Here is a 20,744-nt window from a genome sequence, read left to right as displayed (position 1 = left end):
GACGAGCGGAACACCGCGTGGAACGCTCGGGTCACGCCGGGGACGAGCGGAACACCGCGCGGCGCACGCGGGGGCTCAGGTTGCGCAACGCCTCGTGCACGCGGGCCCGGCGCGAGCCCTGGCCCACCTCGGCCACCAGGCCGCCCGCCCGCGCCGACCACGGCGGCAGCTTGAACAGCGGGTCCAGCAGGAACAGCGGCAGGAACTCCACGATCCCGTCGTAGATGCCGCACAGCTCCTCCAGCCGGTCCTGCGCGTCGGTGTCCTCGGCCGACTGGTACCACTGCGACACCGCGGCCCGGAACGCCTGCACGGCCTTGCGCATGAACTCCGCCTGCGCCGCCGCCTGGGTGAACTCCGGCGTCCGCAGCCGCCGGTGCACGGCCTCCTGGGTGGCCGTCGGCGCGTGGTCGAACGCCTCCTCGAACATCACGTCGACCTGCGTCAGGTCCTCCAACGCGTCCACCGCGTCCCGGAACAGCCGCTCCACCTCGCCGGGCAGCCTGCTCGTCGCCGCCTCCGCCGCACGGCCCGGCGTGCCGCCCGCCAGCGCGCCGAGCTGCCGCTGGATCGCGCCGAGCTGCCGGTCCGACGACGCCCGCACCCCGTCCATGTGCTCGGCCAGGTGCTCGATGAACCCGTAGATGCTCGACTGCTGCTTGGCCAGCTGGTCCATCCGCCACCGCAGCGCCGACAACGGGTCCGCGTCGCCGGCCGGCCGCCGTCCCGTCGCGCTGACCAGCGCCTTGAAGTCGTCGGCGAACGTCCGGTCGACGTACACCAGCGGCTCGCGGCCGAGCAGCTCCCGCAGCTGGATCGCCACGCCGTCCGCCACCACGCCGTTGACCAGCAGGATCAGCTCGGCGTCCGGCTCGGCCTCGCGCACCGCCGAGATCCGCCGCCGCACCACGCCGAGGTCCGCGTTCTCCAGCAGCGACCGGGTGATCAGCACGGCGCAGCCGGTCGTGTGCTCGGGGAAGGTGACCCAGAAGTCCGCCAGCGAGTCCTCGGCCGTGCCGAGCAGGTGCCGGTGCAGGTAGTCCAGGCCGTTCGCGTCGAGCAGCCGGCGCACCACGCCGTCGATGTCGTCCGAGCTCAACGACCCGAACAGGTCGCGGGCCGCCTGCCGCACCATGTCCTCGGTGACGGCGAACTCGTGGCCGGGCGTGCGCGACAGGTCGTCGGCCATCCGGAACACCCGGTGACACAACCGGATCACGTTGCGCGCGTTGCCCCGGGCGAGGTCGCGCAGGTACCGCGTGGTGTCCACGGTGAACGGCGCCAGCTGCCGCGTGCCGAACACCTGCTCCTGCGCCAGCTCGACGAACTCGCGCACCTCGCCCTGGCTGAGCCCCGACATCACCACCGTGTACGGGATCCGCTGCCGCACCGCAGGCGGCAGCACGGACTTGAAGTCCGGCAGCCCGCACAGCACCAGGCACGCGCCCGCCTTGGCGAAGACCTGCAACAACGTCTGGAACGCGGCCATGGTCCTGGCCTGCGGCCGGCTGTCGGCGGAGAAGATCTTGTCCAGCTCGTCGACCGCCAGCACGAACCGCCGCTGCCTGCCGCCGAACAGCAGGGCGAACACGCCCATCGCCTCCAGCGCGGCCACCTCGCTGTCGATCGGCGTGTCGATGCCGCGTTCCACGAGCACCTGGTCCGGCGCGCCGCCGAGCAGCCACGACCACACCGAGTGCTCGAACCCCGGCCGCAGCAGCAGGGTGAGCGCGGTGCCGAAGTCCTTGTTGTTCGTCACCTCGCGCAGCGTGTCCTGGACCTTGCGCAGCAGCGCGCTCTCCATCAGGCCCAGCCGTTCCACGACCTCCTGCGGCTCCAGCTGCCTGCTGCCGAGCCACTCCAGCATGTCGCTGGTCAGGCCGCTGCTCTGCAACGAGTCCGCGACGATGTCCGCGTAGTACTCGCTGACCTGCGCGCGCACGCCCTCGCGACCGAGCTTCTGCATGAACCGCCGGTACAGCTCGATGAAGCTCTCCGCGGTCGCGTCGAGGTACAGCGCGTGCGTCGGGTCGGCCAGCACCTGCCGGGCGTGCCGGACCAGCCGCACCGCGAGGTGCGTCTTGCCCGTGCCGTAGTCGCCCAGCACGGCCACCACGGTGCCGGTGCGGTCACGGCCGCCGCGCGCGGGCGGCGCGTCCAGGTAGGAGGTGAGGTGCGCGAGCGCCTGCCGCGTCGCGTCGGTGGTGATCGCCACGTCGACCGCGTCGGGGTCGGCGTCGAAGTCCGTGATCCGGGCGACCGCCATCGGCGAGAAGGGGTTCTTCCGCGAGGGCGGGAGATCGCTGCGGTCGCTCATGGCCCATTCACCGGTCCATTCCGGGACTTCGTGTTCAAGAACGCCCTGATGTCCTCGACGGTCACCAGATCGGCCTCGGTGTAGCCTAGTCCCGCTTCACGTTTGTGTTCGTACGTGCCATGTAAGAATCTCTGCAGCATGGCGACCGATTGGCAGTGCTTCGCCACCAATTCGATCGCGTCATCACTCATCCGTGGATAAGTTCCCGCTTCCGCGTGACGAGACAGCCGGTCTTCGGCGAATCGCTGCGCGTCACCGGTGTCGAGCGGACCGACGTGCAGGGTGATCGGCGGGACCCAGGTTTCCAGTTGCCGCACGACATCGGCCACCTCGTCCGTGCTCAGGTACGCGGATTCGGTCAGGAACAGCACTTTCGCGCTGTTGAGCGTCCGCGCGTAGCGGATCACCTCGTCCACCAGCTCGTTCGGGCTCGGCAGCAGCACGATCAGCGCGACGTCCTCGCGCAGCGCCTGCCCGAGGCGGGGGAACACGCGGCGCGGCACGTCCCGGACGGCGTCGAGCCGGTCCTCGCTCTCCTGGCGCAGCGCGCCGTCGTCAACGAGCAGGTCGAACATCCGGTCGCACACCTCGGCGGTGCGCTGGTCGATGGACAGCTCCTGGTCGGTCGGCAGGCAGCCGGTCAGGTCGAGCACGAGGCCGCGCATGTCCCGCCGCGCGAGCTCGCCGACGACCCAGTCCGCGCACCGGTTGACCAACGCGGTCTTGCCGCACCCGGACTCGCCGGTGACCAGCGCGAGGCGGCCGTACTCCAGCAGCACGCCGAGGTCGCCCATCTCCTGCCGGAACTGGTCGAACGCCTCTTCGGTGCCGTCGACGGGCACGTAGTAGTCGCGGTGCGCCGGCCGGTGCCACGGGCGCAGCGGGCGCATCGGCGTGCTCTCCCAGCCCGGCAGCGGGAACGGGTTGACGCGGGGCTCGGTCACCACGGCGCCACCGGCCCGGTCACGCGCGGCAGTGCGGCGGCTCGACCGGCCCGCCCGCCGTCCATGCCCACCCCCGTCGCCTCGCGGCGGCCTAGCGAAAGCTTCAGCCTACCGACGGAGAGTCGCACACGGACGCGGTTCCGTTAACCGCCGCACCCCGTTCGGCCCAGCCACGTTGGTGCCGGCGGGGAATGCGCGGGGCGGTCGCGGTCGACGCTGAGGTGAACGGTTGCGGCGAACGGCTCACCAGGGCGCGGGCGCGTAGTCCTTCAGGAAGCAGCCGTACAGGTCCTCGCCGAGCTCGCCGCGCACGATCGGGTCGTACACCCTGGCCGCGCCGTCGACCAGGTCCAGCGGCGCGTGGAAACCCTCGGCGGCCAGCCGCATCTTGGTCGGGTGCGGCCGTTCGTCGGTGATCCAGCCGGTGTCGACGGCGGTCATGAGGATGCCGTCCTCGGTCAGCATCTCCTCCGCGCTGGTGCGGGTCAGCATGTTCAGCGCGGCCTTGGCCATGTTCGTGTGCGGGTGGCCCGGTCCCTTGTAGGCGCGGCTGAACTGGCCTTCCATCGCCGAGACGTTCACCACGTACTTGCGGCGCGCGGGCGAGGCGGCCATCGCCGGGCGCAGCCGGGAGATCAGGATGAACGGCGCGGTGCTGTTGCACAGCTGCACTTCCAGCAGCTCCACCGGGTCGACCTCGTCCACCCGCTGCACCCAGCTGTTGACCGGCGCCTCGTCGGGCACCAGGCCGCCCGCGTCGATCTCCTTGGACCCGGCGGTCAGCGCCAGCGCGGTGACCGCGGGGATGGTGTCGGCCAACGTGCCCGCCAGCGCCACCGGGTGCGCGGACGTGGTGTGCCCGAACGTCACCAGCTCGGGCAAGGGTCCCGAGGGCAGCGCGGCGGACTCGGCCGCCACCAGGGGCGCGTAGGCGTTCGACGAGCGGCGCACGGTCTGCGCGGCGTTGTTGATCAGGATGTCGAGCGGCCCGGCGGCGGCCACCGAGTCGGCCAGCTGCACGACCTGGGCCGGGTCGCGCAGGTCGATGCCGACCACGCGCAGCCGGTGCAGCCAGTCGGCGCTGTCGGGCATGGACGCGAAGCGGCGCACCGCGTCGCGCGGGAACCGGGTGGTGATGGTGGTGTGCGCGCCGTCGCGCAGCAGCCGCAGCGCGATGTACATGCCGATCTTGGCCCGGCCGCCGGTGAGCAGGGCCCGCTTGCCGGTCAGGTCCGCGCCCTGGTCGCGCTTGGCCCGGTTCAGCGCCGCGCAGTCCGGGCACAGCTGGTGGTAGAAGGCGTCCACCTCGGTGTACCGCTTCTTGCACGTGTAGCAGGACCGGGCGCGCAGCAGCGTGCCCGCCTTCGCGCCGGGTTCCGGCTCGCGCAGCAGCAGGCCGCGGGTCTCGTCGTCGATGCGGGACGGCGAGCCGGTCGCGGTCGCCTCGATGACGGCGCGGTCGGCGGCCGTGACCGAGGCCCGGCGGTCGGCCTTGCGGCGCTTGCGCAGGCTCTTCCAGATGCCGGCGGTGGCCCGGCGGACGGCTACCGCGTCCGGGTGCTCGGTGTCCAGTTCGTCCACTTGGGCGAGCACCCGTAGGGCGATTTCCAGTTCGGCGGGGTCAATCGACACGTCCAGCACTCTACCTGCGGTGAAATCCGACCTCGGACGGGTGAAATTCACGTGAGCCACCGCTAGGGTGCCCGGCATGCCTACAGCGGGTACCGGCCCACGGGTGCGGCGACTGGCCCATCCCGACGCCGACATCCGGGCGCGTGCCCTCGGCCTGCCGCGCGGGCGCCCGGTCCTGGCGGTGTTCGGCTCGGCCGACGCCCTGAGCACCGAACTCGCCGCCGCCGTGCTCCCGGTGCTGCGCTCGGTGCTCGCGGCGGCGGCCGGAGCGGACGCGGTCGTGGTCACGGCGGGCGCCGACGTCGGCGTGACGCACCTGGTCGGCCTGGCCGCCGAGTCGTTGGACGGCCGGTGGCCGCGGCTGGTCGGCGTCGCGCCGTCCGGGCGGGTGGCCGCGGAGGACGCGGAGCCCGCGGACGGTGAGGTACGGCTCAACGTGAACCACGACACGGCGGTGCTCGTGCCGGGGTCGAAGTGGGGCGAGGAACTGCCCGCGCTGTTCCGCGCGGTGGACGCCGTCACCGGGTCGAAGCGCCCGGCGCTCGCGCTGCTGATCGGCGGCGGCGAGGGCGCGCGGGCCGCGCTGGTCGACCACCTGGGCCACGACCGGCCGCTGCTGGTGCTCGCGGGCACGGGAGGGTTGGCCGACGAGATCGCGGGCGGTGCGCCCCAGCCCGGCGTGGTGGTAGGGGGTGTACCCCAGCCCGGCGTGATCGCGGGCGGCGCGCCTCAGCCTGGCGTGATTGCCGGCGGTGAGCTCCAGACCGGCACGCCCGGCGCGGTCGCGGGCGGTGGGTCCCCGCCGGCCGATGCCGAAGTCGCGCGCGTCACGGGCGCGGCTGCCAAGGTCGCCGCCGCCGGAGCCGCGGGCGTGCAGGCCGCTGCCGCCGAGATCGCGGGTGTGAAGGGCACTGCCGCCGAGATCCCGGGCGTGAAGGGCACTGCCGCCGGGGCCGCGGGTGTGAAGGGCACTGCCGCCGAGGTCGCCGCCGTCGAGACCGGGACCGAGACCGGGACCGGGAGCGGGAGCGCGAAGGGCGCCGCCGGTCCCTTCCCCGCGACCACCTTCCCCGCTGCTTCTGTTCCCGCGGCCTCCGCCGCCACCGCGCCGACCCCGTCCGCGGCCGGGAGCGCGCAGGCCGACCCCGCCGAGCGCGACGACGACCTCGCGGTGCTGGTGCGCAGCGGCCAGGTCGCGCTCGTGCACCTGGACGAAGGCGCGGACAAGGTGGTGGCCGTGGTGCGGCGGGTGCTGGGCAACCGGCCCGGCGCGAAGCTGCACGCCGACGTGCCGCCGCCCGCCGTGTGGCCGCGGGTGCCGTTCCGGGCGCCCGAGCCGCACCCCGTGATCGACCCCGGCTACGTGCTCGACTACCCGCTGCTCGCCGACGCGATCCACGAGGCGAACCAGGTGGTGGCCCCCGTGCTGCACGAGTGCGAGGTCGCCGCCCTCCGGTCGCGCGAACGCGCCCGCCTGCTCGTGGTGCTCGCCATCGCCGCCGGCTTCGGCACCACGGTGTCCGCCGCGCTGCAGGTCTGGCTGCGGGACGAGCCGTGGCCCGGTGTGCTGCTGGCCGTGTCCGGCGCGGCGGCGGCGGTGCTCGCGGTCGTGGCGCGGTCCGGCGAGGACCCCGACGCCAAGGTCCGGGCCGAGCAGCTGCGCGCCTTGTACTTCGACCACCTGGCCGCACCACCGGCCGTCGACGACGCCGAGCGCGACGAGCGCGCCCGCGAGTTGGCGACGGCCGTGGCGCGGCTCCGGCACGAAGCGGTGAGCCGCACATGACCCGTCCCGGATCGTCCGCCCGGCCGACGGTGGTCCACGACCACCGCGAGCAGTTCCTCCGCGCCTACCTGCGCCACCGGGTCGGCGAACGGCTCGCCGGGTTCGAGCAGGCCCAGGCCCGCTACACCGCCGCACGCCGGTGGACCACGAGCCTGTCGGTGCTGCTGTTCACCGCGGCGGCGGCGTTGGGCGCGGTGGCCGTCGCCGATGACGGGCGGCGCGCGCTGTGGGCGTTCCTGGCGACGGCCGCGGCGGCGCTGGCCACGGCGGTCACCGTCTACGAGGCGGCGTTCTCGTTCCGCGCGCTGTCCCGCCGGTCCGCGAGCGGCGTGGCGTTGCTGCACCTGCTGCAAGCGCACGGCGCGCCCGAGGGCGAGGACGGCGTCAACGCGTTCCGCACGGAGGTGGAGAGCGTGCTGCGGCACGCGGACCGCTGATCGGTCGGCACTCCGGGCTTTCGCGTTCCCGAAGGGCGAGCGGGCCGCGCCGGTGGCGACCCGGCCGGCCGGGTCCGGCCTGCCCGCACCCTCCGACCTGCGGCACGACCGGGTCGGACGCGCGCCGGCGGAGGTGGACGGCGACCCGGTGACCGAACTCGTCGGGCACTCGTGGCGAACGTGCGCGCCCCAGCGTGTGGCCGTCGCGCACGGTGGTCGATAGGTTCTGGCGGTAGGCCGTTCGGTGGCAATGGGTTTCCGCCCCGGCGTGCCGTGGCGACAACCTCCGGCGGCCACGCCGAGAGTTCGCCGTCGACAACGTCGGATTCCGGTCGGCGCCTGGGAGAGCACCGTGGGACACGTGGAGCCTGCCGCCGTGGTGGGGCGGTAGCCGTGGAGATGCGCCGACTCGACCCGCGGGAACTGGTCCGGGACAGCGGGCTGGTGGCCCGCAGGCTCATGCCGTGGCCGCTGGTGAACGCGCCGTTCGACGGCTCGTGGTGCGTGGTGCAGCCGGGCGCGGCGTCGAGCACCCACTCCCACCGCGAGCACGAGGTCTGGGTGGCCGTGTCCGGTGAGGCCGAGATCGTCGTCGACGAGGGCAGGCTGCCGTTCGCGGCGGGCGACATCGTGCACTTCCGCCCGTACGAGGAGCACCAGCTGGTCAACGACGGCGAGGCGGACTTCCAGTTCTTCGCCGCCTGGTGGGACGTGGAGATGGCCGAGCGCTTCAGCGCGCGCGACGAGGACGCCCGCTGAGTCGTCCGTCCGGCGGAACCATCGCGCGAAACTGCTCGTCACAGTCGCAGATCTATTCGTTAAAGTTCAACGCGACTGGGGGTCGGAGTGGAACTGCGGATCCTGGGCCCGGTCGAGGTCCGGCGCGACGGCGCGGAGCCGAGGGCGTTGCGGCGCAAGCCGGGCCAGGTCCTGGCGGTGCTCGCGGCGCACTGCGGCAAGCGGGTGCCGGTGGACCGGCTGCTCGACCTGGTGTGGGGCGAGGACCTGCCGCCACGCGCCCGCAAGTCGCTCCAGGTGCACATCTCGGTCCTGCGCGGCGAGGGCGTGCCGGTGACGCACCAGGACGGCGGGTACGTGCTGCGGGCCGAACCGGACCAGGTGGACGCCCTGCGGTTCCGCCGCCTGACCGCGCGAGCCGCCGTCACCGCCGACCTGAGACACCGGCGCGACCTCTACACCACGGCGCTGGCCCTGTGGCGCGGCACGCCCCTGGCCGGCGCGGAGTCCGAACCGCTGCGCGCCTGGCTCTGCGCGCCGCTGGAGGCGCACCACCTGGCCACCCTCGAAGCGGCCATCGGGACCGACCTGGCGCTGGGCAGGCACGCCCAGGCGGTGGAGGCGCTGACGCAGCTGGTCGCCGAGCACCCGTTCTCGGAGACCCTGCGCCAGCAGCTCATGACGGCGCTGCTGTCCTGCGGCCGGCGCACCGAGGCGCTGCGCGTCTTCCAGGACGTCCGCCGCACGCTGGCCGACGAGCTCGGCGTGCCGCCGGGACCGCGGCTGCGCGAGCTGTACCGCGAAGCGCTGCGCGTTTAGGCGCCGCTTTACCGCAGACCGTTAACTTCACCCCGCCGGGACGACCGGTGAGACTCCGGGCCGTGGGCCAGTGCTGGGCGGCACCCAGGCCCACGGCCCGGGACCCCGACGCCGGGAGCGTCCGGTCCGGAACTCAGCTGGCCGCCACGCTCAGCCCGGTGGCGGCGAGCTTCGCCGTGCGCGGACCGTGCGCCCAGATCCGCTCCTGGTAGGCGCGCAACAGCGCCGCGTGCAGCTCGTCGACGTACTCGGCCGCCGGGCAGTCGCGCCGCCACACCACCGTCACCCGCCGGTGCACCGGGTTGCCCACGATCGGCTTCAGCAGCACGCCGGGCAAGTCGTGCCCGGTCGGGAAGAAGCACGCCACGGTGTGGCCCGAGCGCACCAGTTCCGCGGCCGACGCCGGGTCGACCCCGAAGTGCGCGCAGCGCGGCGTGAACCCGGCCGCCTCGCACGCCAGGTGCAGGTTCAACCGCCCGCCGCCGTAGCTCTCGTCGGGCACCGCCCACTCCTCGTCGGCCAGTTCGGACAGCCGAATCTCGTTTCGCGCCGACAACCGGTGCCCCACCGCGAGGCCGACCAGCATCGGTTCCGTCACGACGGTCCGGCAGTCGGCCTGTTCGGGGATCCGCAGTGGACTCTGGGGGAACTCCGTGACCAGCGCGAGGTCCAGCTTCCCGGTCCGCACCAGGTCGAGCACGGCGTCGCTGGTGCGCTCGAGGTGGGTGGTCTGCTGGTGCGTCGGCAGCAGCGAGCGCACCACGCCGACCAGCAACGGCGTCAGCGAACCCGCCACACCGCCGAGCCGGATGCCCGTCACGTCGCTCTCCGCGGCCAGCTTGCGCGCGGTGACGAGCAGGTCGTCGAACCGTTCCACCAGGTCGCGGGATCGCAGCACGACGTGGCGGCCGAGTTCGGTCAGCTCGACGCCGTCGGTGCGCCGCAGGAACAACGGACCACCGAAGCCCCGCTCGATGCGCCGCAACTGCGCGGTCAACCCGGCCTGCGCGATCTTCAGCAGTGAGGCGGCTCGGCTGATGCTGCCCGCTTCCGCCACGGTCAGCACGACGTGGAGATGCCTGAGCTCCATGTTCACTGCGGCAGCCTAGGGCAACGAGACGAACCGGACACCGACCGCGCTTGCGGTCCTCGGGAGGGCTCCGCGTCGGCAAGCACCCCCGCCCGTTGCTCCAACAGGTGCATAACTGGTGAGTTATCGCAACCTCACACCTCCCGCCGCGCTCACCGGTTCGACCACCCTGCTGGGAGGCCGGCACCGAACACCGGGGAGGTGTGAGCGACATGGCGAAAGCGTTGCGACTGCGACGCCTTTCCCGTCCGCGCGACGACAGGTACCTCTTCGTCCCGCTCGACCACAGCGTCTCGGACGGTCCGGTGGTGCCGCGCGACCGGTGGCACGAGCTCATCGACTCGGTCGTCGTCGGCGGCGCCGACGCCATCATCGTCCACAAAGGACGGGTGCGCACGATCGACCCGGACGTGCTCGCCGGCTGCGCGCTGGTCGTGCACCTCAGCGCGGGCACCGCGCACGCCGCCGACACCAACGCCAAGGTCATCGTCGGCGAGGTCGACGAGGCGCTGCGGCTGGGCGCCGACGCGGTGAGCGTGCACGTCAACATCGGCTCGGACACCGAGGAGCGGCAGCTCGCCGACCTCGGCGTGGTCGCCAAGGCGTGCGACGAGTGGAACGTGCCGCTGATCGCCATGGCCTACCCGCGCGGGCCGCGCATCGCCGACCCGAACGACCCCGCGCTGCTCGCGCACGTGGTCAACATCGCGGTCGACCTCGGCGCGGACATCGTCAAGACCAACCTCGCGCGGCCCGCCCAGCGGATGGCCGACGTGATCGCCAGCTGCCCGATCCCGGTGCTCGTCGCGGGCGGTCCCGCCACCGACGGCAGCGTGGTCGAGCACGCCCGCACCGCGATGGCGGTCGGCTGCGCCGGCCTGGCCGTCGGCCGCCGCGTGTTCACCGCGCCCGCGCCCATGTCGCTGGTCGCGGAACTGGCCTCGATCGTCCACGACGACACCGAAGCGGACCTCGTCCGCGCCATGACGGGCGTCGTGGCCACGTCATGAGCTTGTCGCCAACGGCCGCCGCCGGTCCTCCGACCGGCGGCGGCCCGTCCGCACGCCGATCGGGCTCTCACCCCTTGGAGAACCGTTGAAGTTCGCCTGGATCGACCTCCGACCCGTCCCCGAAGCCCACCGCGAAGCCGTCGTGGACGCCGCCGTGCACGCCCGCCTCGCCGGCGTCGTCTCCGACGACCCGGCGCTGCTGGACGCGCTGCCGCCCACGATCACCCGGGTGCTCGTCGCCGACTCGGCGGTCGACGGCCCGCACCTGGTCACCGTGGTCGTCGACGACCAGGACGCGCTGGAGCGGCTCACCACCGACGCCGCGTTCGTGCAGGTCCGCGACGACCGCACGCTCAAGCTCGCGTGCGCCGCGGCCGTGCGGCTCGGGCACACCGTGGTCGCGTTCGCCGATCCGACGAAGATCCCGCTGGAGATCGTCATCGCCGCCGCCGACGGCGCGCCCGGCAAGCTGATCACCGTCGTGGCCGACCTCGAAGAGGCCGCGATCGTGCTCGACGTGCTGGAGCACGGCTCCGACGGCGTGCTCATGGCCCCGCGCGACGCCAACGACGTGTTCAAGCTGGCCAGGCTCCTGGAAGCGACCACGCCGCCGCTGAACCTCACCACGCTCACCGTCGAGGGCATCACCCACAACGGCCTCGGCGACCGCGTCTGCGTCGACACCGCCTCGCACTTCCAGGAGGACGAGGGCATCCTCGTCGGCTCGTTCTCCTCCGGCTTCATCCTCTGCTGCAGCGAGACCCACCCGCTGCCCTACATGCCGACCCGGCCGTTCCGGGTCAACGCCGGCGCCCTGCACTCCTACGTGCTCGGCCCGGACAACCGCACCAACTACCTGTCCGAACTGCGTTCGGGCAGCACGGTGCTCGCCGTCAACTCCGAGGGTCGCACCCGCAAGCTCACCGTCGGCCGGGCCAAGCTCGAATCACGCCCGATCCTGACCATCACCGCGCACTCGCCCGAGGGCGTCGAGGTGAGCCTCACCGTGCAGGACGACTGGCACGTGCGGGTGCTCGGCCCCGGCGGGAAGGTCCGCAACGTCACCGAGCTGCGGCGCGGTGACGAGCTGCTCGGCTACATCGCGACCGAGCAGCGGCACGTGGGCATCCCCATCGGCGAGTTCTGCAAGGAGACCTGAGCCAAGATGCGCGAGTTCGTCACCGACCTGTTGCGCCGCCACGGCGACGACGTGCCGGTGTTCAGCCACGACCACACCGTGACCCACGGCGCCCTGCGCGCCTCGGTCGCCGCCGAGGCGGGCCGGTTCGCCGCCGCCGGGGTGGGTGAGGGCAGCACGGTCGTGGTGCAAGTGCCCCCGAGCTTCACCCAGCCGACCGTGGTGCTGGCGCTGTGGAGCCTCGGCGCCAGGGTGATCTCGATCGACCACCGGCTCACCCCGCCCGAGGTCGAGGTGGTGTTCGGGCTGACCGGGCCGCAGTTCGTCGTGCGCGCCGAGCCCCCGTTCACCGGCGCCTACCGCGAGCGGTACGAGCCGGTCGTCCGACGGCGGCCGGAAGGCGAGCCCGCCGCCACGCGGCACCGGCTGGTGCAGTTCACCTCCGGCTCCACCGGGCGGCCGAAGGTCGTCGGCCGCAGCACCGAGTCGATCATCCGCGAGGTGCTGCGGTTCGGCGCGGCCGAGGGCATGCCGCAACGCGGCGAGCGGCTGCTGATGCTCGGCCCCACAGCGCACAGCTTCGGCCTGATGGGCGGGCTGCTGCACGCGTTGGCCGCGGGCGTGCACCTGGTGTTCGCCCGGACGCCGTCCGCACCGCCGGACGTCCTCGCCACCGCCGCCCGCCACGAGGTCGACTTCATCACCGGCGTGCCGCTGCACTTCGACCTGCTCGCCTCCGCGCCCGACCGCTCGGCGTTGCGCACGGTGCGCGGCGCGTTCGCGGGCGGCGAGCTGATGCGGCCCGACGTGGCCGAGCGGTTCGCCGCCGCCTACGGCTTCCCGGTCGGGGAGTGCTTCGGCACCACCGAGACCGGCGCGCTGACCATGGACGTGACGGGCGCGAGCCGGCCGTCGGTGGGCAAGCCGTTGTCCGACACCACGATCCGGGTGCGCGACGGCCTGGTCGAGGTGGCGCTGGACCAGTCGCCGTACCTGGACGGTGGCCACCCCGACCGTTACCTGGACGGGTGGTTCCGGACGGGTGACCGGGGCGAGTTCGACGCCCGGGGGAACCTGAGGCTGCTGGGCCGGGCCGACTCGGTGGTCATGGTGCACGGCTTCACCGTGGACCTGACCGAGGTGGAGGCGGCGCTGCGGGCGCACCCGCTGGTCGGCGAGGCCATCGCGGTGCACGACGCGGCGGTCGAGGGGTACGTGTCGACCACGTCCGACTCGCTGACCGCGGCCGACGTGGCCGCGTGGTGCGCCGAGCGGTTGGCCGAGTACAAGCTGCCGCGGCGGGTGCACGTGCTGCGGGCCCTGCCGCGCACGCCGAGCGGCAAGCTCGTGCGCGACCCCAGGGTCCTCGCCGACGCGCGATGATCGCGGGTGTGGCAGGGTGGGCGCCGTGGAACAAGTCGTGCTCCTGGACGAGTCCGGTGCCGGGATCGGCGTGGCCGACAAGGCTTCCGTGCACCACGCGTCCACCCCGCTGCACCTGGCGTTCTCGTCGTACCTGTTCGACGCGGAGGGCAGGCTGCTGCTGACCCGTCGCGCGCTGCACAAGAAGACGTGGCCGGGTGTGTGGACCAACTCGTGCTGCGGCCACCCGGCGCCCGACGAGCCGATGGCGTCGGCCGTGTCGCGGCGGCTCGCGGACGAACTGGGCCTGGCCGACGTCACCCTCGACCTGGTGCTGCCCGCGTTCCGCTACCGGGCGGTGATGGAGAACGGCGTCACGGAGAACGAGATGTGCCCGGTGTTCCGGGGCCTGGTCTCCGGCGACCCGGCGCCGAACCCGGACGAGGTCGACTCGTTCGAGTGGGCGCCGTGGGCCGAGTTCGCCCCGGCCGTCCTGGCCGGCGCCCGTCCCGTCTCCCCGTGGTGCGTGCTCCAGGTGGCCGAGCTGTGGGCCCTGGGCCCCGACCCGCTGGCCTGGCCGACCGCCTCCCCGGCCGCCCTCCCACCCGCCGCCCGCCTGTCCTGAACGCCCGACGCACCCGCCGCGAGTTCGACGCTCAGCTCAGAGAGCGCTCTCTGGGTCGGTGTTCCGGGATGACCGGAACCGGCTGCTTTCCTTGACTGACACAGGGGGCCGTCTTACGTTCCGCTGTGAGAGCGCTCTCTGAACCCTCCCTGCAACGCCCTTCGAAAGGGGAGTCGTGATCCCCACCATTCGCCGATGGCGTCGTCTGGTCACCACACTCGCCGTCGCGGCACTCACCGCGTCCGCGCTGACCTTCGTCACCTCTCCCGCCTCGGCGGCGCCGGAACTGCTGTCCCAGGGCAAACCCGTCACCGCCTCCTCCACCGAGAACGGCGGCACGCCCGCCTCCGCCGCCGTCGACGGCAACGCCGGCACCCGCTGGTCGAGCGCCGCGGCCGACCCCCAGTGGATCCGGGTCGACCTCGGCGCGTCCACCGCCATCAGCCAGGTCACGCTGAACTGGGAGACCGCCTACGCGCGCTCGTTCCAGCTCCAGACCTCGGCCGACGGCAACACCTGGACCACCATCGCCACCGCGTCCGGCAACGTCGGCGTGCAGAACCTGACCGTCTCGGCCACCACCCGGTTCGTCCGCGTCTACACCACCGCCCGCGCCACCCAGTACGGCGTGTCGCTGTGGGAGTTCCAGGTGTTCGGCGTCACGAACTCCAGCGGCCCGATCGTGCGGGTCGCCGAGTTCCTCGCGGACTGCCCGTACAGCCACCGCCTGCCGGACGACCCGATCGTCGCGCCGAACCTCCCCGGCGGCTCGCACATGCACAGCTTCTTCGGCAACACCACCACCAACGCCCACTCCACCGTCCAGTCGCTGCTGGCCGGCCGGAGCAACTGCAACCCGGGCGTCGACCTGTCCTCGTACTGGGTGCCCACCCTGTACGCCGACAACCAGCCCGTCGAGCCGACCGGCACCACATTCTACTACCTCGGCGAGGGCGTGCGCGACGACGTGATCGCGCGCATCCAGCCGTTCCCGCTCGGCCTGCGGATCGTGGCGGGCAACGCCAAGGCCACCCAGCCCGACGCGAGCACGATCTCCCGCTGGTCCTGCCTGCACGCCGGGCACGTCGGCGCGTCCAAGGACTTCGTGAACTGCCCGTCGGGCACCATGCTCGAGTCCTACCTGGACTTCCCGCAGTGCTGGAACGGCCGCGACCTGGACTCGGCGGACCACAAGAGCCACATGGCGTACCCGGTCAACGCGGACTGCCCGTCCACCCACCCGGTGCCGGTGCCGAAGCTGCGCCAGGTGCTGCGCTACCCGGTCAGCGGCGACCCGTCGCGGTTCCGGCTCGCCTCGGGACCGGGCTTCACCATGCACGGCGACTTCTTCAACGCGTGGCCGGAGGCCGAACTCGCCCGCCGGGTGCGCGACTGCATCAACCCGATCATCAAGTGCGGCGCGGACGGCCGCCCATGAGGGCCCCGATCCGGCTCGGCGCGGCCTTCGCCCTGCTCACCGCCCTGGTCGTGCCGGTCACCGCAGCACAGGCGGCCGAGTGCGGCACGGCCAACGCGGCCCTGAACGCACCCGTCACCGCGTCGTCGGTGGAGACCGGCAGCCCGTTCACCGCCGCCTCGGCGGTCGACGGCAACGCCGGCACCCGCTGGTCGAGCGCGTTCAGCGACCCCCAGTGGCTGCGGGTCGACCTGGGCACGAGCCGCGAGGTGTGCGGCGCGACGCTGCAGTGGGAGGCCGCGTACGCCACGGCCTTCCAGCTCCAGGTCTCCGACGACGGCTCGGCGTGGACGACCGTGCACCAGACCACCACCGGCACGGGCGGCACGCAGAACGTCACCTTCACCGGCACCGGCCGCTACGTCCGGGTCCACACCACGGCACGCGCCACCCAGTACGGCGTGTCGCTGTGGGAGTTCGCCGTGCGCACCGGGACCACCGGTGGCAACCCGCCCGGCGAGCAGCTGCTGTCCTACAACAAGCCCGCGTTCGCCTCGTCGTTCCAGGACGACGGCCACTGCGCGCAGTGCACGCCCGCCAAGGCGCTGGACTTCAACCCGGCCACCCGCTGGGCCACCAGCCCCACCACCGGCTGGGTCGACCCGGGCTGGATCTACGTCGACCTGGGCGCGACGGCGCAGGTCAGCAAGGTCGTGGTGCAGTGGGACCCGGCGTTCGCCACCGGGTTCGAGATCCAGACCTCGGCCACCGCGTCGAGCTGGACCACGATCCACACCGTCACCAACGGCACCGGGTTCAAGCAGACGTTCACCGTGACCGGTACCGGTCGGTACGTCCGGGTGAACCTGACCAAGCGAAGCGGCCAGTACGGCTACTCGCTGTGGGAGTTCCAGGTCTACGGCACCGGCGGCAGCCCCACGCCGCCACCGCAGGCCCCGGACCCCGGCAACCCGCTGCGGCTGGTGTGGAGCGACGAGTTCAACGCGCCCGCGGGCACGCGGCCGGACGCGGGCAAGTGGCGGCCGGAGACCGGCACCGGGCAGAACGCGGAGCTGCAGTACTACACCGACAACCGCAACGCGTTCACCGACGGCGCCGGGAACATGGTGCTGGAGGCCAGGCGGGAGGTCACGCCGGGTTCGGCGTGCCCGGTCGACCCGGTCAGCGGCAGCGGCACGTGCCAGTACACCTCGGCCCGGATCATCACCGAGGGCAAGGCGTCGTGGACCTACGGCCGGTTCGAGGCCCGCGTCCGGGTGTCGGGCACCAAGGGCCTGTGGCCCGCGTTCTGGATGCTCGGCACGGACATCTTCAAGGGCACGCCGTGGCCCGCGAGCGGTGAGATCGACATCATGGAGCACCTGGGCCGCGAGCCGAACACCGCGTACCAGACGATCCACGGCCCGGCCTACTTCGGCGGGGGCGGGATCGGGGCGATGAGGGACATCGGCCAGGACTACGCCAACGCGTTCCACGTGTTCCGGGTCGACTGGAACAGCAAGGGCATGGTGTTCAGCATCGACGACGTGACCGTCCTCACCATCGACAAGGCGACGGTGGAGGCGACCCGCGGCCCGTGGGTGTTCGACAAGCCGTTCTTCATCCTGCTCAACAACGCGGTGGGCGGTGACTGGCCCGGCCCGCCGGACGCCACCACGGTCTTCCCGCAGCGCATGCTGGTCGACTACGTCCGCGTCTACCAGTGACGGGTGGGTGCGGTCACGCTTCGGCGTGGCCGCACCCCCGGTATAAAGGCTGACGTGGACCGCAGACCAGTCACGTTGGAAGAGGTCGCGCGGATCGCGGGGGTTTCCCGGGCCACGGTGTCCCGGGTCGTCAACGGGGTCGCCACGGTGGACCGTGAGCTGCGCCAAGTCGTGGAGAAGGCGATCTCCACGACCGGGTACACGCCCAACCGCGCGGCGCGTTCGCTCGTCACCCGCAGGGCAGGAGCCATCGGGCTCGTCCTGCCGGAGGAGGGGCGCACCGTGCACGACCCGTACTTCGGCCGGGTGGTCAGCGGCGTGCTGCCGGTGATCCGGCCGCTCGGCGTGCAGCTGGTGCTGACCACGGGCGATCACCGCGAGGTGGTGGACGACATCCGGCAGCACCGGCTGGACGGCGTGATCCTGATCCACACCCACGACGCCGACCCGCTGCCCCGGCAGCTGATCGAGGCGAACCTGCCGGTCGTGCTGGCCGCCCGCCCGGTCCGGCCGATGTCGATCACCTACGTCGACGTCGACCAGGCCGCCGGGGCCGGGCTCGCCGCCGACCACCTGGTCGCCTCGGGGTGCCGCCGGCTGGCCACCATCACCGGCCCGCTGGAGACGCCCGCCGGCCAGGACCGGCTGCGCGGCTTCCGCGACGCGGTCGCCCGGCACGGCCTGCCCGAGGCGGTGGTGGTCGAGGGCGACTTCTCCCGCGAGGGCGGCGCCGAGGCGGCACGGCGCCTGGTGGACGCCGAGGTGGACGGCCTGTTCGTCGCCTCGGACCTGATGGCGACCGGCGCGCTGCCGGTGCTGCGCCACGGCGGACGGCGGGTGCCCGAGGACCTCAAGGTGGTCGGCTTCGACGACAGCAGCCCGGCCGTCGAGTGCGACCCGCCGCTGACCACGGTGCGCCAGCCGGTGGAGGACATGGCCGCCGAGATGGCCCGCCTGCTGGTGCAGCGGGTCGAACGCCCGGACCGCCCGGTCAGCTCCGTCGTGTTCGCGCCGACGCTGGTGGTCCGCCAGTCCAGCTGAGGTCCGGCTGTCGTCCGGCGCCAGTCCGGCTGTCGTCCGGCGCTGTCGTCCGGCGCTGTCGTCCCGCACCTCCCATCGACACCCGCAACTTCCATCGACACCCGCAGCTTCGCACCGACCCGCGTGCCGTGCCTGCCCACCCGTGGTCGCCGCCGGGCCGGCCGTTTTATCCGGCTAACGGGAGACATGCGATTCGGGTTGTCACAGGTTGCACTCTTCGCCCGGTCGAGTGATCGAGTTCCGGGGGTCGCCGAGCCGGTCCGCTGTCGACGAGCTGTCGATCCGCCCGGCCCGGAACAACACGCCGGTCGCCGTCCGTTCTGTCCGTTGTGCTGACCGCCGAACTCGCCCCGACCCGTTCCCCGGCCCGCTTCGTCGCCCTCGCGGGCGCTGTCGCCGTCGTCCTCACCGTCGCCCTCGTCGGCGGGATGGACCTGTACCGGCTGGGCGACTCCACCAGACACCTCCGCCGCACCATCAGCGAGTACGCCCTCGGGCCGCAGCGCTGGGTGTTCGACACCGCCGTCCTGCTGCTGGTGTTCGGCTCCGCGGCGATCCTGGCGGTGCTGGTGCGGCGCGGTGTGGCGAAGTGGAACTCGGTGGGCTCGGCGGCGTTCGCCGCGTGGTCGGTCGGGCTGACCCTGGTGGTGATCTTCCCCAAGAACAACTGGGCGATCGGCCCGAGCATGAGCGGCAGCATCCACCGGTTCGGCAGCCTGCTCGCGTTCGTCGCGCTCCCGATCGCCGCGATGATGCTGGCCCGACCGTGGCGGCGCGACCCGGAGTGGGGCGCGCACGCCCGGTGGACGTTCCGGTTCGGCGTGCTGTCCGCCCTGGCGTTCACGCCGATCCTGTACGCGATCGGCGTGAACGCGGTCGTCGGCACGTCCTGGTGGCGGGTGATCCCGCTCGGGTACGTCGAACGCCTGCTGGTGCTGACCGAGGTGGTGGCCGTGCTGGTGGCGGCGGTGTGGGCCATCGCGGTGGCGCACCGGCCCGCCCGCGCACCCCTGGCTCAGGAGTACAAGCCGTCCAGCACGTCCTTGTAGCGCCCCTCGATCTCCTTGCGCCGCATCTTCAGGCTCGCCGTGAGCGTGCCGTCGTCCACCGAGAAGTCCTTCGGCAGCACGGCGAACTTCTTGATCGTCTCGTGCCGCGCCAGCTTCTCGTTCGCCGCCGACACGGCCCGGCCGACCTCGGCGTCCGCGTCGAGGTCGGCGGGCGCGAGGTCGGCGTCGAGGGTGACCAGCGCGACGCAGTAGTTGCGGCCGTCGCCGTGCACGAGCACGTTGCCGATGTACGGGCTGTTCGCCTTGACCAGGCCCTCCACCGCCTGCGGCGCGACGTACTTGCCGCCGGAGGTCTTGATCAGCTCCTTCTTCCGGTCGGTGATGCGCAGCCGGCCGGCCTCGTCCAGCTCGCCGATGTCGCCGGTGTGCAGCCACCCGTCCCGCAACGTCTCGGCGGTCTCGTCCGGCAGACCGTGGTAACCGCGCATGATGCCGCGCCCGCCGATCAGCACCTCGCCGTCGTCGGCGATGCGGACCTCGGTGCCGACCAGCGGCTTGCCGACCGTGCCGAGCTTGTTCGCGCCGGGCCGGTTCACGAACGACGCCGCCGACGACTCGGTCAGGCCGTAGCCCTCCAGGATCGTGATGCCCGCGCGGTCGAAGAACTCGCCGACCGGGCGCGACAGCGGCGCGGAGCCGGACACGAAGTACTTGATCCGGCCGCCGACCCGCTCGCGCAGCTTGCTGAACACCAGCTTGTCGGCGACCTTGCGGCGGATCGCCCAGTCCGGGTGCTCGGCCACGGTCAGCGCCCAGTCGAACAGCTTCGCCTTCACCCCGCCCGCCTCGCGCATGGAGGCCACCACCCGCTGGTGGATCTTCTCGAAGATCCGCGGCGCGGCGGCCACCACGGTCGGGCGCAGTTCGAGCAGGTTGGCCGCGATCCGGTCCACGTCGCCGTCCACGGCGGTGGGCGCGCCGGTCGCGAGCATCCCGACCTGGAGCACCTTGCCGAACGCGTGGGACATCGGCAGCCACAGGAAGTGCAGGTCCTCCGGGGTCAGCACGCCCAACTCGCGGATCGCCTCGGCGGTGTAGAGCCAGTTGTCGTGGGTCAGCTCGACGCCCTTGGGCGTGCCCGTGGTGCCGGAGGTGTAGATCAGCGTGGCCAGCCGGTCCGGGGTGATCTCGTCGACCATCGCGTCGTAGTCGCCGTCGACCTCGTCGGGCTCCCAGTCGGGCGTGACGACCTTCGCGTCGACCTTGCCCGCCAGGTCGGGGTCGGCGACCACGAGCACGCTCTCCGAGTCGCGGACGATGTGCGCGACGACGTCCGGCGTGCTGCTCGGGTAGATGGTCGTCGTCACGCCGCCCGCCGCGAGCACGGCCAGGTCGGTGAGGATCCAGTCCACGCTGGTGGCCGCCATGATCGCGACCCTGGCCTCGTCGCGCACGCCGAGCCCGCGGAAGCCCAGCGCCCGCCTGCGCACCTGCTCGCCGACCTCGGCCCAGGTCAGCGACGTCCACTCGGTCCCGGTGCGGTGGCGCAGCGCCTCGGCGTCGGGGGTCTCCCGCACGCGTTCACGCAGCAGATCGGGGATGGAACGGGCCACGGCGACCTCCAGGGGAGCGATGCTCTAGAGCGGTACTC

At 72.7% G+C, this 20,744-nt stretch carries 17 protein-coding genes; 12 read left to right on the top strand and 5 right to left on the bottom strand.

Annotation, left to right across the window (positions count from 1 at the left end; translation table 11 throughout):
- Positions 1 to 31: 31 nt before the first annotated feature.
- The 3 genes from AB0I91_RS19770 to AB0I91_RS19760 form a co-directional block, all read right to left on the bottom strand.
- Positions 32 to 2,317 carry a hypothetical protein gene (locus AB0I91_RS19770; protein ID WP_498777045.1) on the bottom strand — a complete coding sequence of 762 codons (2,286 nt, stop codon included), beginning with the start codon at positions 2,315 to 2,317 and terminating at the stop codon, positions 32 to 34.
- Entirely contained in the window at positions 2,314 to 3,261 is a 948-nt protein-coding gene (locus AB0I91_RS19765; RefSeq protein ID WP_498777047.1) for a hypothetical protein, read from the bottom strand. The genes AB0I91_RS19770 and AB0I91_RS19765 overlap by 4 nt, the downstream gene beginning before the upstream one ends.
- Before the next feature lie 243 nt (positions 3,262 to 3,504).
- Positions 3,505 to 4,893: an SDR family NAD(P)-dependent oxidoreductase gene (locus tag AB0I91_RS19760; RefSeq protein ID WP_498777049.1), complete on the bottom strand. Its 1,389-nt coding sequence runs from the start codon at positions 4,891 to 4,893 to the stop codon at positions 3,505 to 3,507.
- A 76-nt stretch (positions 4,894 to 4,969) separates the two neighbouring features.
- Between AB0I91_RS19760 and AB0I91_RS19755 the strand changes: the two genes are divergently transcribed.
- The 4 genes from AB0I91_RS19755 to AB0I91_RS19740 all read left to right on the top strand — a co-directional run bounded on the left by AB0I91_RS19755 (position 4,970) and on the right by AB0I91_RS19740 (position 8,673).
- A complete protein-coding gene (locus AB0I91_RS19755; RefSeq protein WP_499638055.1) occupies positions 4,970 to 6,679 on the top strand; it encodes a hypothetical protein in 1,710 nt (569 codons plus the stop codon).
- The gene (locus AB0I91_RS19750) at positions 6,676 to 7,116 is read left to right on the top strand and encodes a hypothetical protein (RefSeq protein WP_498777053.1); all 441 of its coding nucleotides are present in this window, start codon (positions 6,676 to 6,678) and stop codon (positions 7,114 to 7,116) included. Before AB0I91_RS19755 ends, AB0I91_RS19750 begins: the two co-directional genes overlap by 4 nt.
- Positions 7,117 to 7,515: 399 nt before the next feature.
- Positions 7,516 to 7,875 carry a cupin domain-containing protein gene (locus AB0I91_RS19745; RefSeq protein ID WP_498777206.1) on the top strand — a complete coding sequence of 120 codons (360 nt, stop codon included), beginning with the start codon at positions 7,516 to 7,518 and terminating at the stop codon, positions 7,873 to 7,875.
- A gap of 87 nt (positions 7,876 to 7,962) precedes the next feature.
- Positions 7,963 to 8,673, top strand: a complete 711-nt coding sequence (locus AB0I91_RS19740; protein WP_498777055.1) for an AfsR/SARP family transcriptional regulator — start codon at positions 7,963 to 7,965, stop codon at positions 8,671 to 8,673.
- A 133-nt stretch (positions 8,674 to 8,806) separates the two neighbouring features.
- Here the strand turns inward: AB0I91_RS19740 and AB0I91_RS19735 are convergent, their stop codons facing one another.
- Complete coding sequence (locus tag AB0I91_RS19735) at positions 8,807 to 9,763, bottom strand: LysR family transcriptional regulator (protein WP_498777208.1); 957 nt, start codon at positions 9,761 to 9,763, stop codon at positions 8,807 to 8,809.
- 212 nt (positions 9,764 to 9,975) lie between these two features.
- Between AB0I91_RS19735 and AB0I91_RS19730 the strand changes: the two genes are divergently transcribed.
- The 8 genes from AB0I91_RS19730 (at position 9,976) to AB0I91_RS19695 (ending at position 19,132) form a co-directional block, all read left to right on the top strand.
- Positions 9,976 to 10,773, top strand: coding sequence for a 2-amino-3,7-dideoxy-D-threo-hept-6-ulosonate synthase (locus AB0I91_RS19730; protein ID WP_498777057.1), 798 nt, complete (start codon positions 9,976 to 9,978; stop codon positions 10,771 to 10,773).
- 85 nt (positions 10,774 to 10,858) lie between these two features.
- Complete coding sequence (locus tag AB0I91_RS19725; protein WP_498777059.1) at positions 10,859 to 11,932, top strand: 3-dehydroquinate synthase II family protein; 1,074 nt, start codon at positions 10,859 to 10,861, stop codon at positions 11,930 to 11,932.
- A 6-nt stretch (positions 11,933 to 11,938) separates the two neighbouring features.
- On the top strand, positions 11,939 to 13,294 hold the full coding sequence (locus AB0I91_RS19720; protein ID WP_498777061.1) for a class I adenylate-forming enzyme family protein: 1,356 nt from the start codon (positions 11,939 to 11,941) through the stop codon (positions 13,292 to 13,294).
- A gap of 25 nt (positions 13,295 to 13,319) precedes the next feature.
- Positions 13,320 to 13,898 (top strand): isopentenyl-diphosphate Delta-isomerase, encoded by a 579-nt coding sequence (gene idi / locus AB0I91_RS19715; RefSeq protein WP_498777063.1) that lies wholly within the window; start codon positions 13,320 to 13,322, stop codon positions 13,896 to 13,898.
- 175 nt (positions 13,899 to 14,073) lie between these two features.
- Positions 14,074 to 15,336: a DUF1996 domain-containing protein gene (locus AB0I91_RS19710; RefSeq protein WP_499611096.1), complete on the top strand. Its 1,263-nt coding sequence runs from the start codon at positions 14,074 to 14,076 to the stop codon at positions 15,334 to 15,336.
- Positions 15,333 to 17,042, top strand: coding sequence for a discoidin domain-containing protein (locus tag AB0I91_RS19705; RefSeq protein ID WP_498777067.1), 1,710 nt, complete (start codon positions 15,333 to 15,335; stop codon positions 17,040 to 17,042). Before AB0I91_RS19710 ends, AB0I91_RS19705 begins: the two co-directional genes overlap by 4 nt.
- Before the next feature lie 54 nt (positions 17,043 to 17,096).
- Positions 17,097 to 18,083 carry a LacI family DNA-binding transcriptional regulator gene (locus AB0I91_RS19700; RefSeq protein WP_499611101.1) on the top strand — a complete coding sequence of 329 codons (987 nt, stop codon included), beginning with the start codon at positions 17,097 to 17,099 and terminating at the stop codon, positions 18,081 to 18,083.
- A gap of 329 nt (positions 18,084 to 18,412) precedes the next feature.
- Positions 18,413 to 19,132: a DUF998 domain-containing protein gene (locus AB0I91_RS19695; RefSeq protein ID WP_498777071.1), complete on the top strand. Its 720-nt coding sequence runs from the start codon at positions 18,413 to 18,415 to the stop codon at positions 19,130 to 19,132.
- Here AB0I91_RS19695 and AB0I91_RS19690 read toward each other — a convergent pair.
- Positions 19,099 to 20,706 (bottom strand): AMP-dependent synthetase/ligase, encoded by a 1,608-nt coding sequence (locus tag AB0I91_RS19690; RefSeq protein WP_499638050.1) that lies wholly within the window; start codon positions 20,704 to 20,706, stop codon positions 19,099 to 19,101. The genes AB0I91_RS19695 and AB0I91_RS19690 overlap by 34 nt on opposite strands.
- Between the last annotated feature and the right edge of the window lie 38 nt (positions 20,707 to 20,744).

Source organism: Actinosynnema sp. NPDC049800 (assembly GCF_040656635.1).
In the GTDB taxonomy this organism is placed as follows: domain Bacteria; phylum Actinomycetota; class Actinomycetes; order Mycobacteriales; family Pseudonocardiaceae; genus Actinosynnema.
The sequence above is the reverse complement of the archived record's forward strand: the minus strand, read 5'-3'. Positions and strand labels throughout refer to the sequence as shown.

Excerpts from the sequence above, each read along its gene's own strand:
- AB0I91_RS19770 (WP_498777045.1), bottom strand. The coding sequence starts at position 2,317 with ATGAGCGACCGCAGCGATCTCCCGCCCTCGCGGAAGAACCCCTTCTCG.
- AB0I91_RS19755 (WP_499638055.1), top strand. The coding sequence starts at position 4,970 with ATGCCTACAGCGGGTACCGGCCCACGGGTGCGGCGACTGGCCCATCCC.
- AB0I91_RS19750 (WP_498777053.1), top strand. The coding sequence starts at position 6,676 with ATGACCCGTCCCGGATCGTCCGCCCGGCCGACGGTGGTCCACGACCAC.
- AB0I91_RS19745 (WP_498777206.1), top strand. The coding sequence starts at position 7,516 with ATGCGCCGACTCGACCCGCGGGAACTGGTCCGGGACAGCGGGCTGGTG.
- AB0I91_RS19735 (WP_498777208.1), bottom strand. The coding sequence starts at position 9,763 with ATGGAGCTCAGGCATCTCCACGTCGTGCTGACCGTGGCGGAAGCGGGC.
- AB0I91_RS19730 (WP_498777057.1), top strand. The coding sequence starts at position 9,976 with ATGGCGAAAGCGTTGCGACTGCGACGCCTTTCCCGTCCGCGCGACGAC.
- AB0I91_RS19720 (WP_498777061.1), top strand. The coding sequence starts at position 11,939 with ATGCGCGAGTTCGTCACCGACCTGTTGCGCCGCCACGGCGACGACGTG.
- AB0I91_RS19705 (WP_498777067.1), top strand. The coding sequence starts at position 15,333 with ATGAGGGCCCCGATCCGGCTCGGCGCGGCCTTCGCCCTGCTCACCGCC.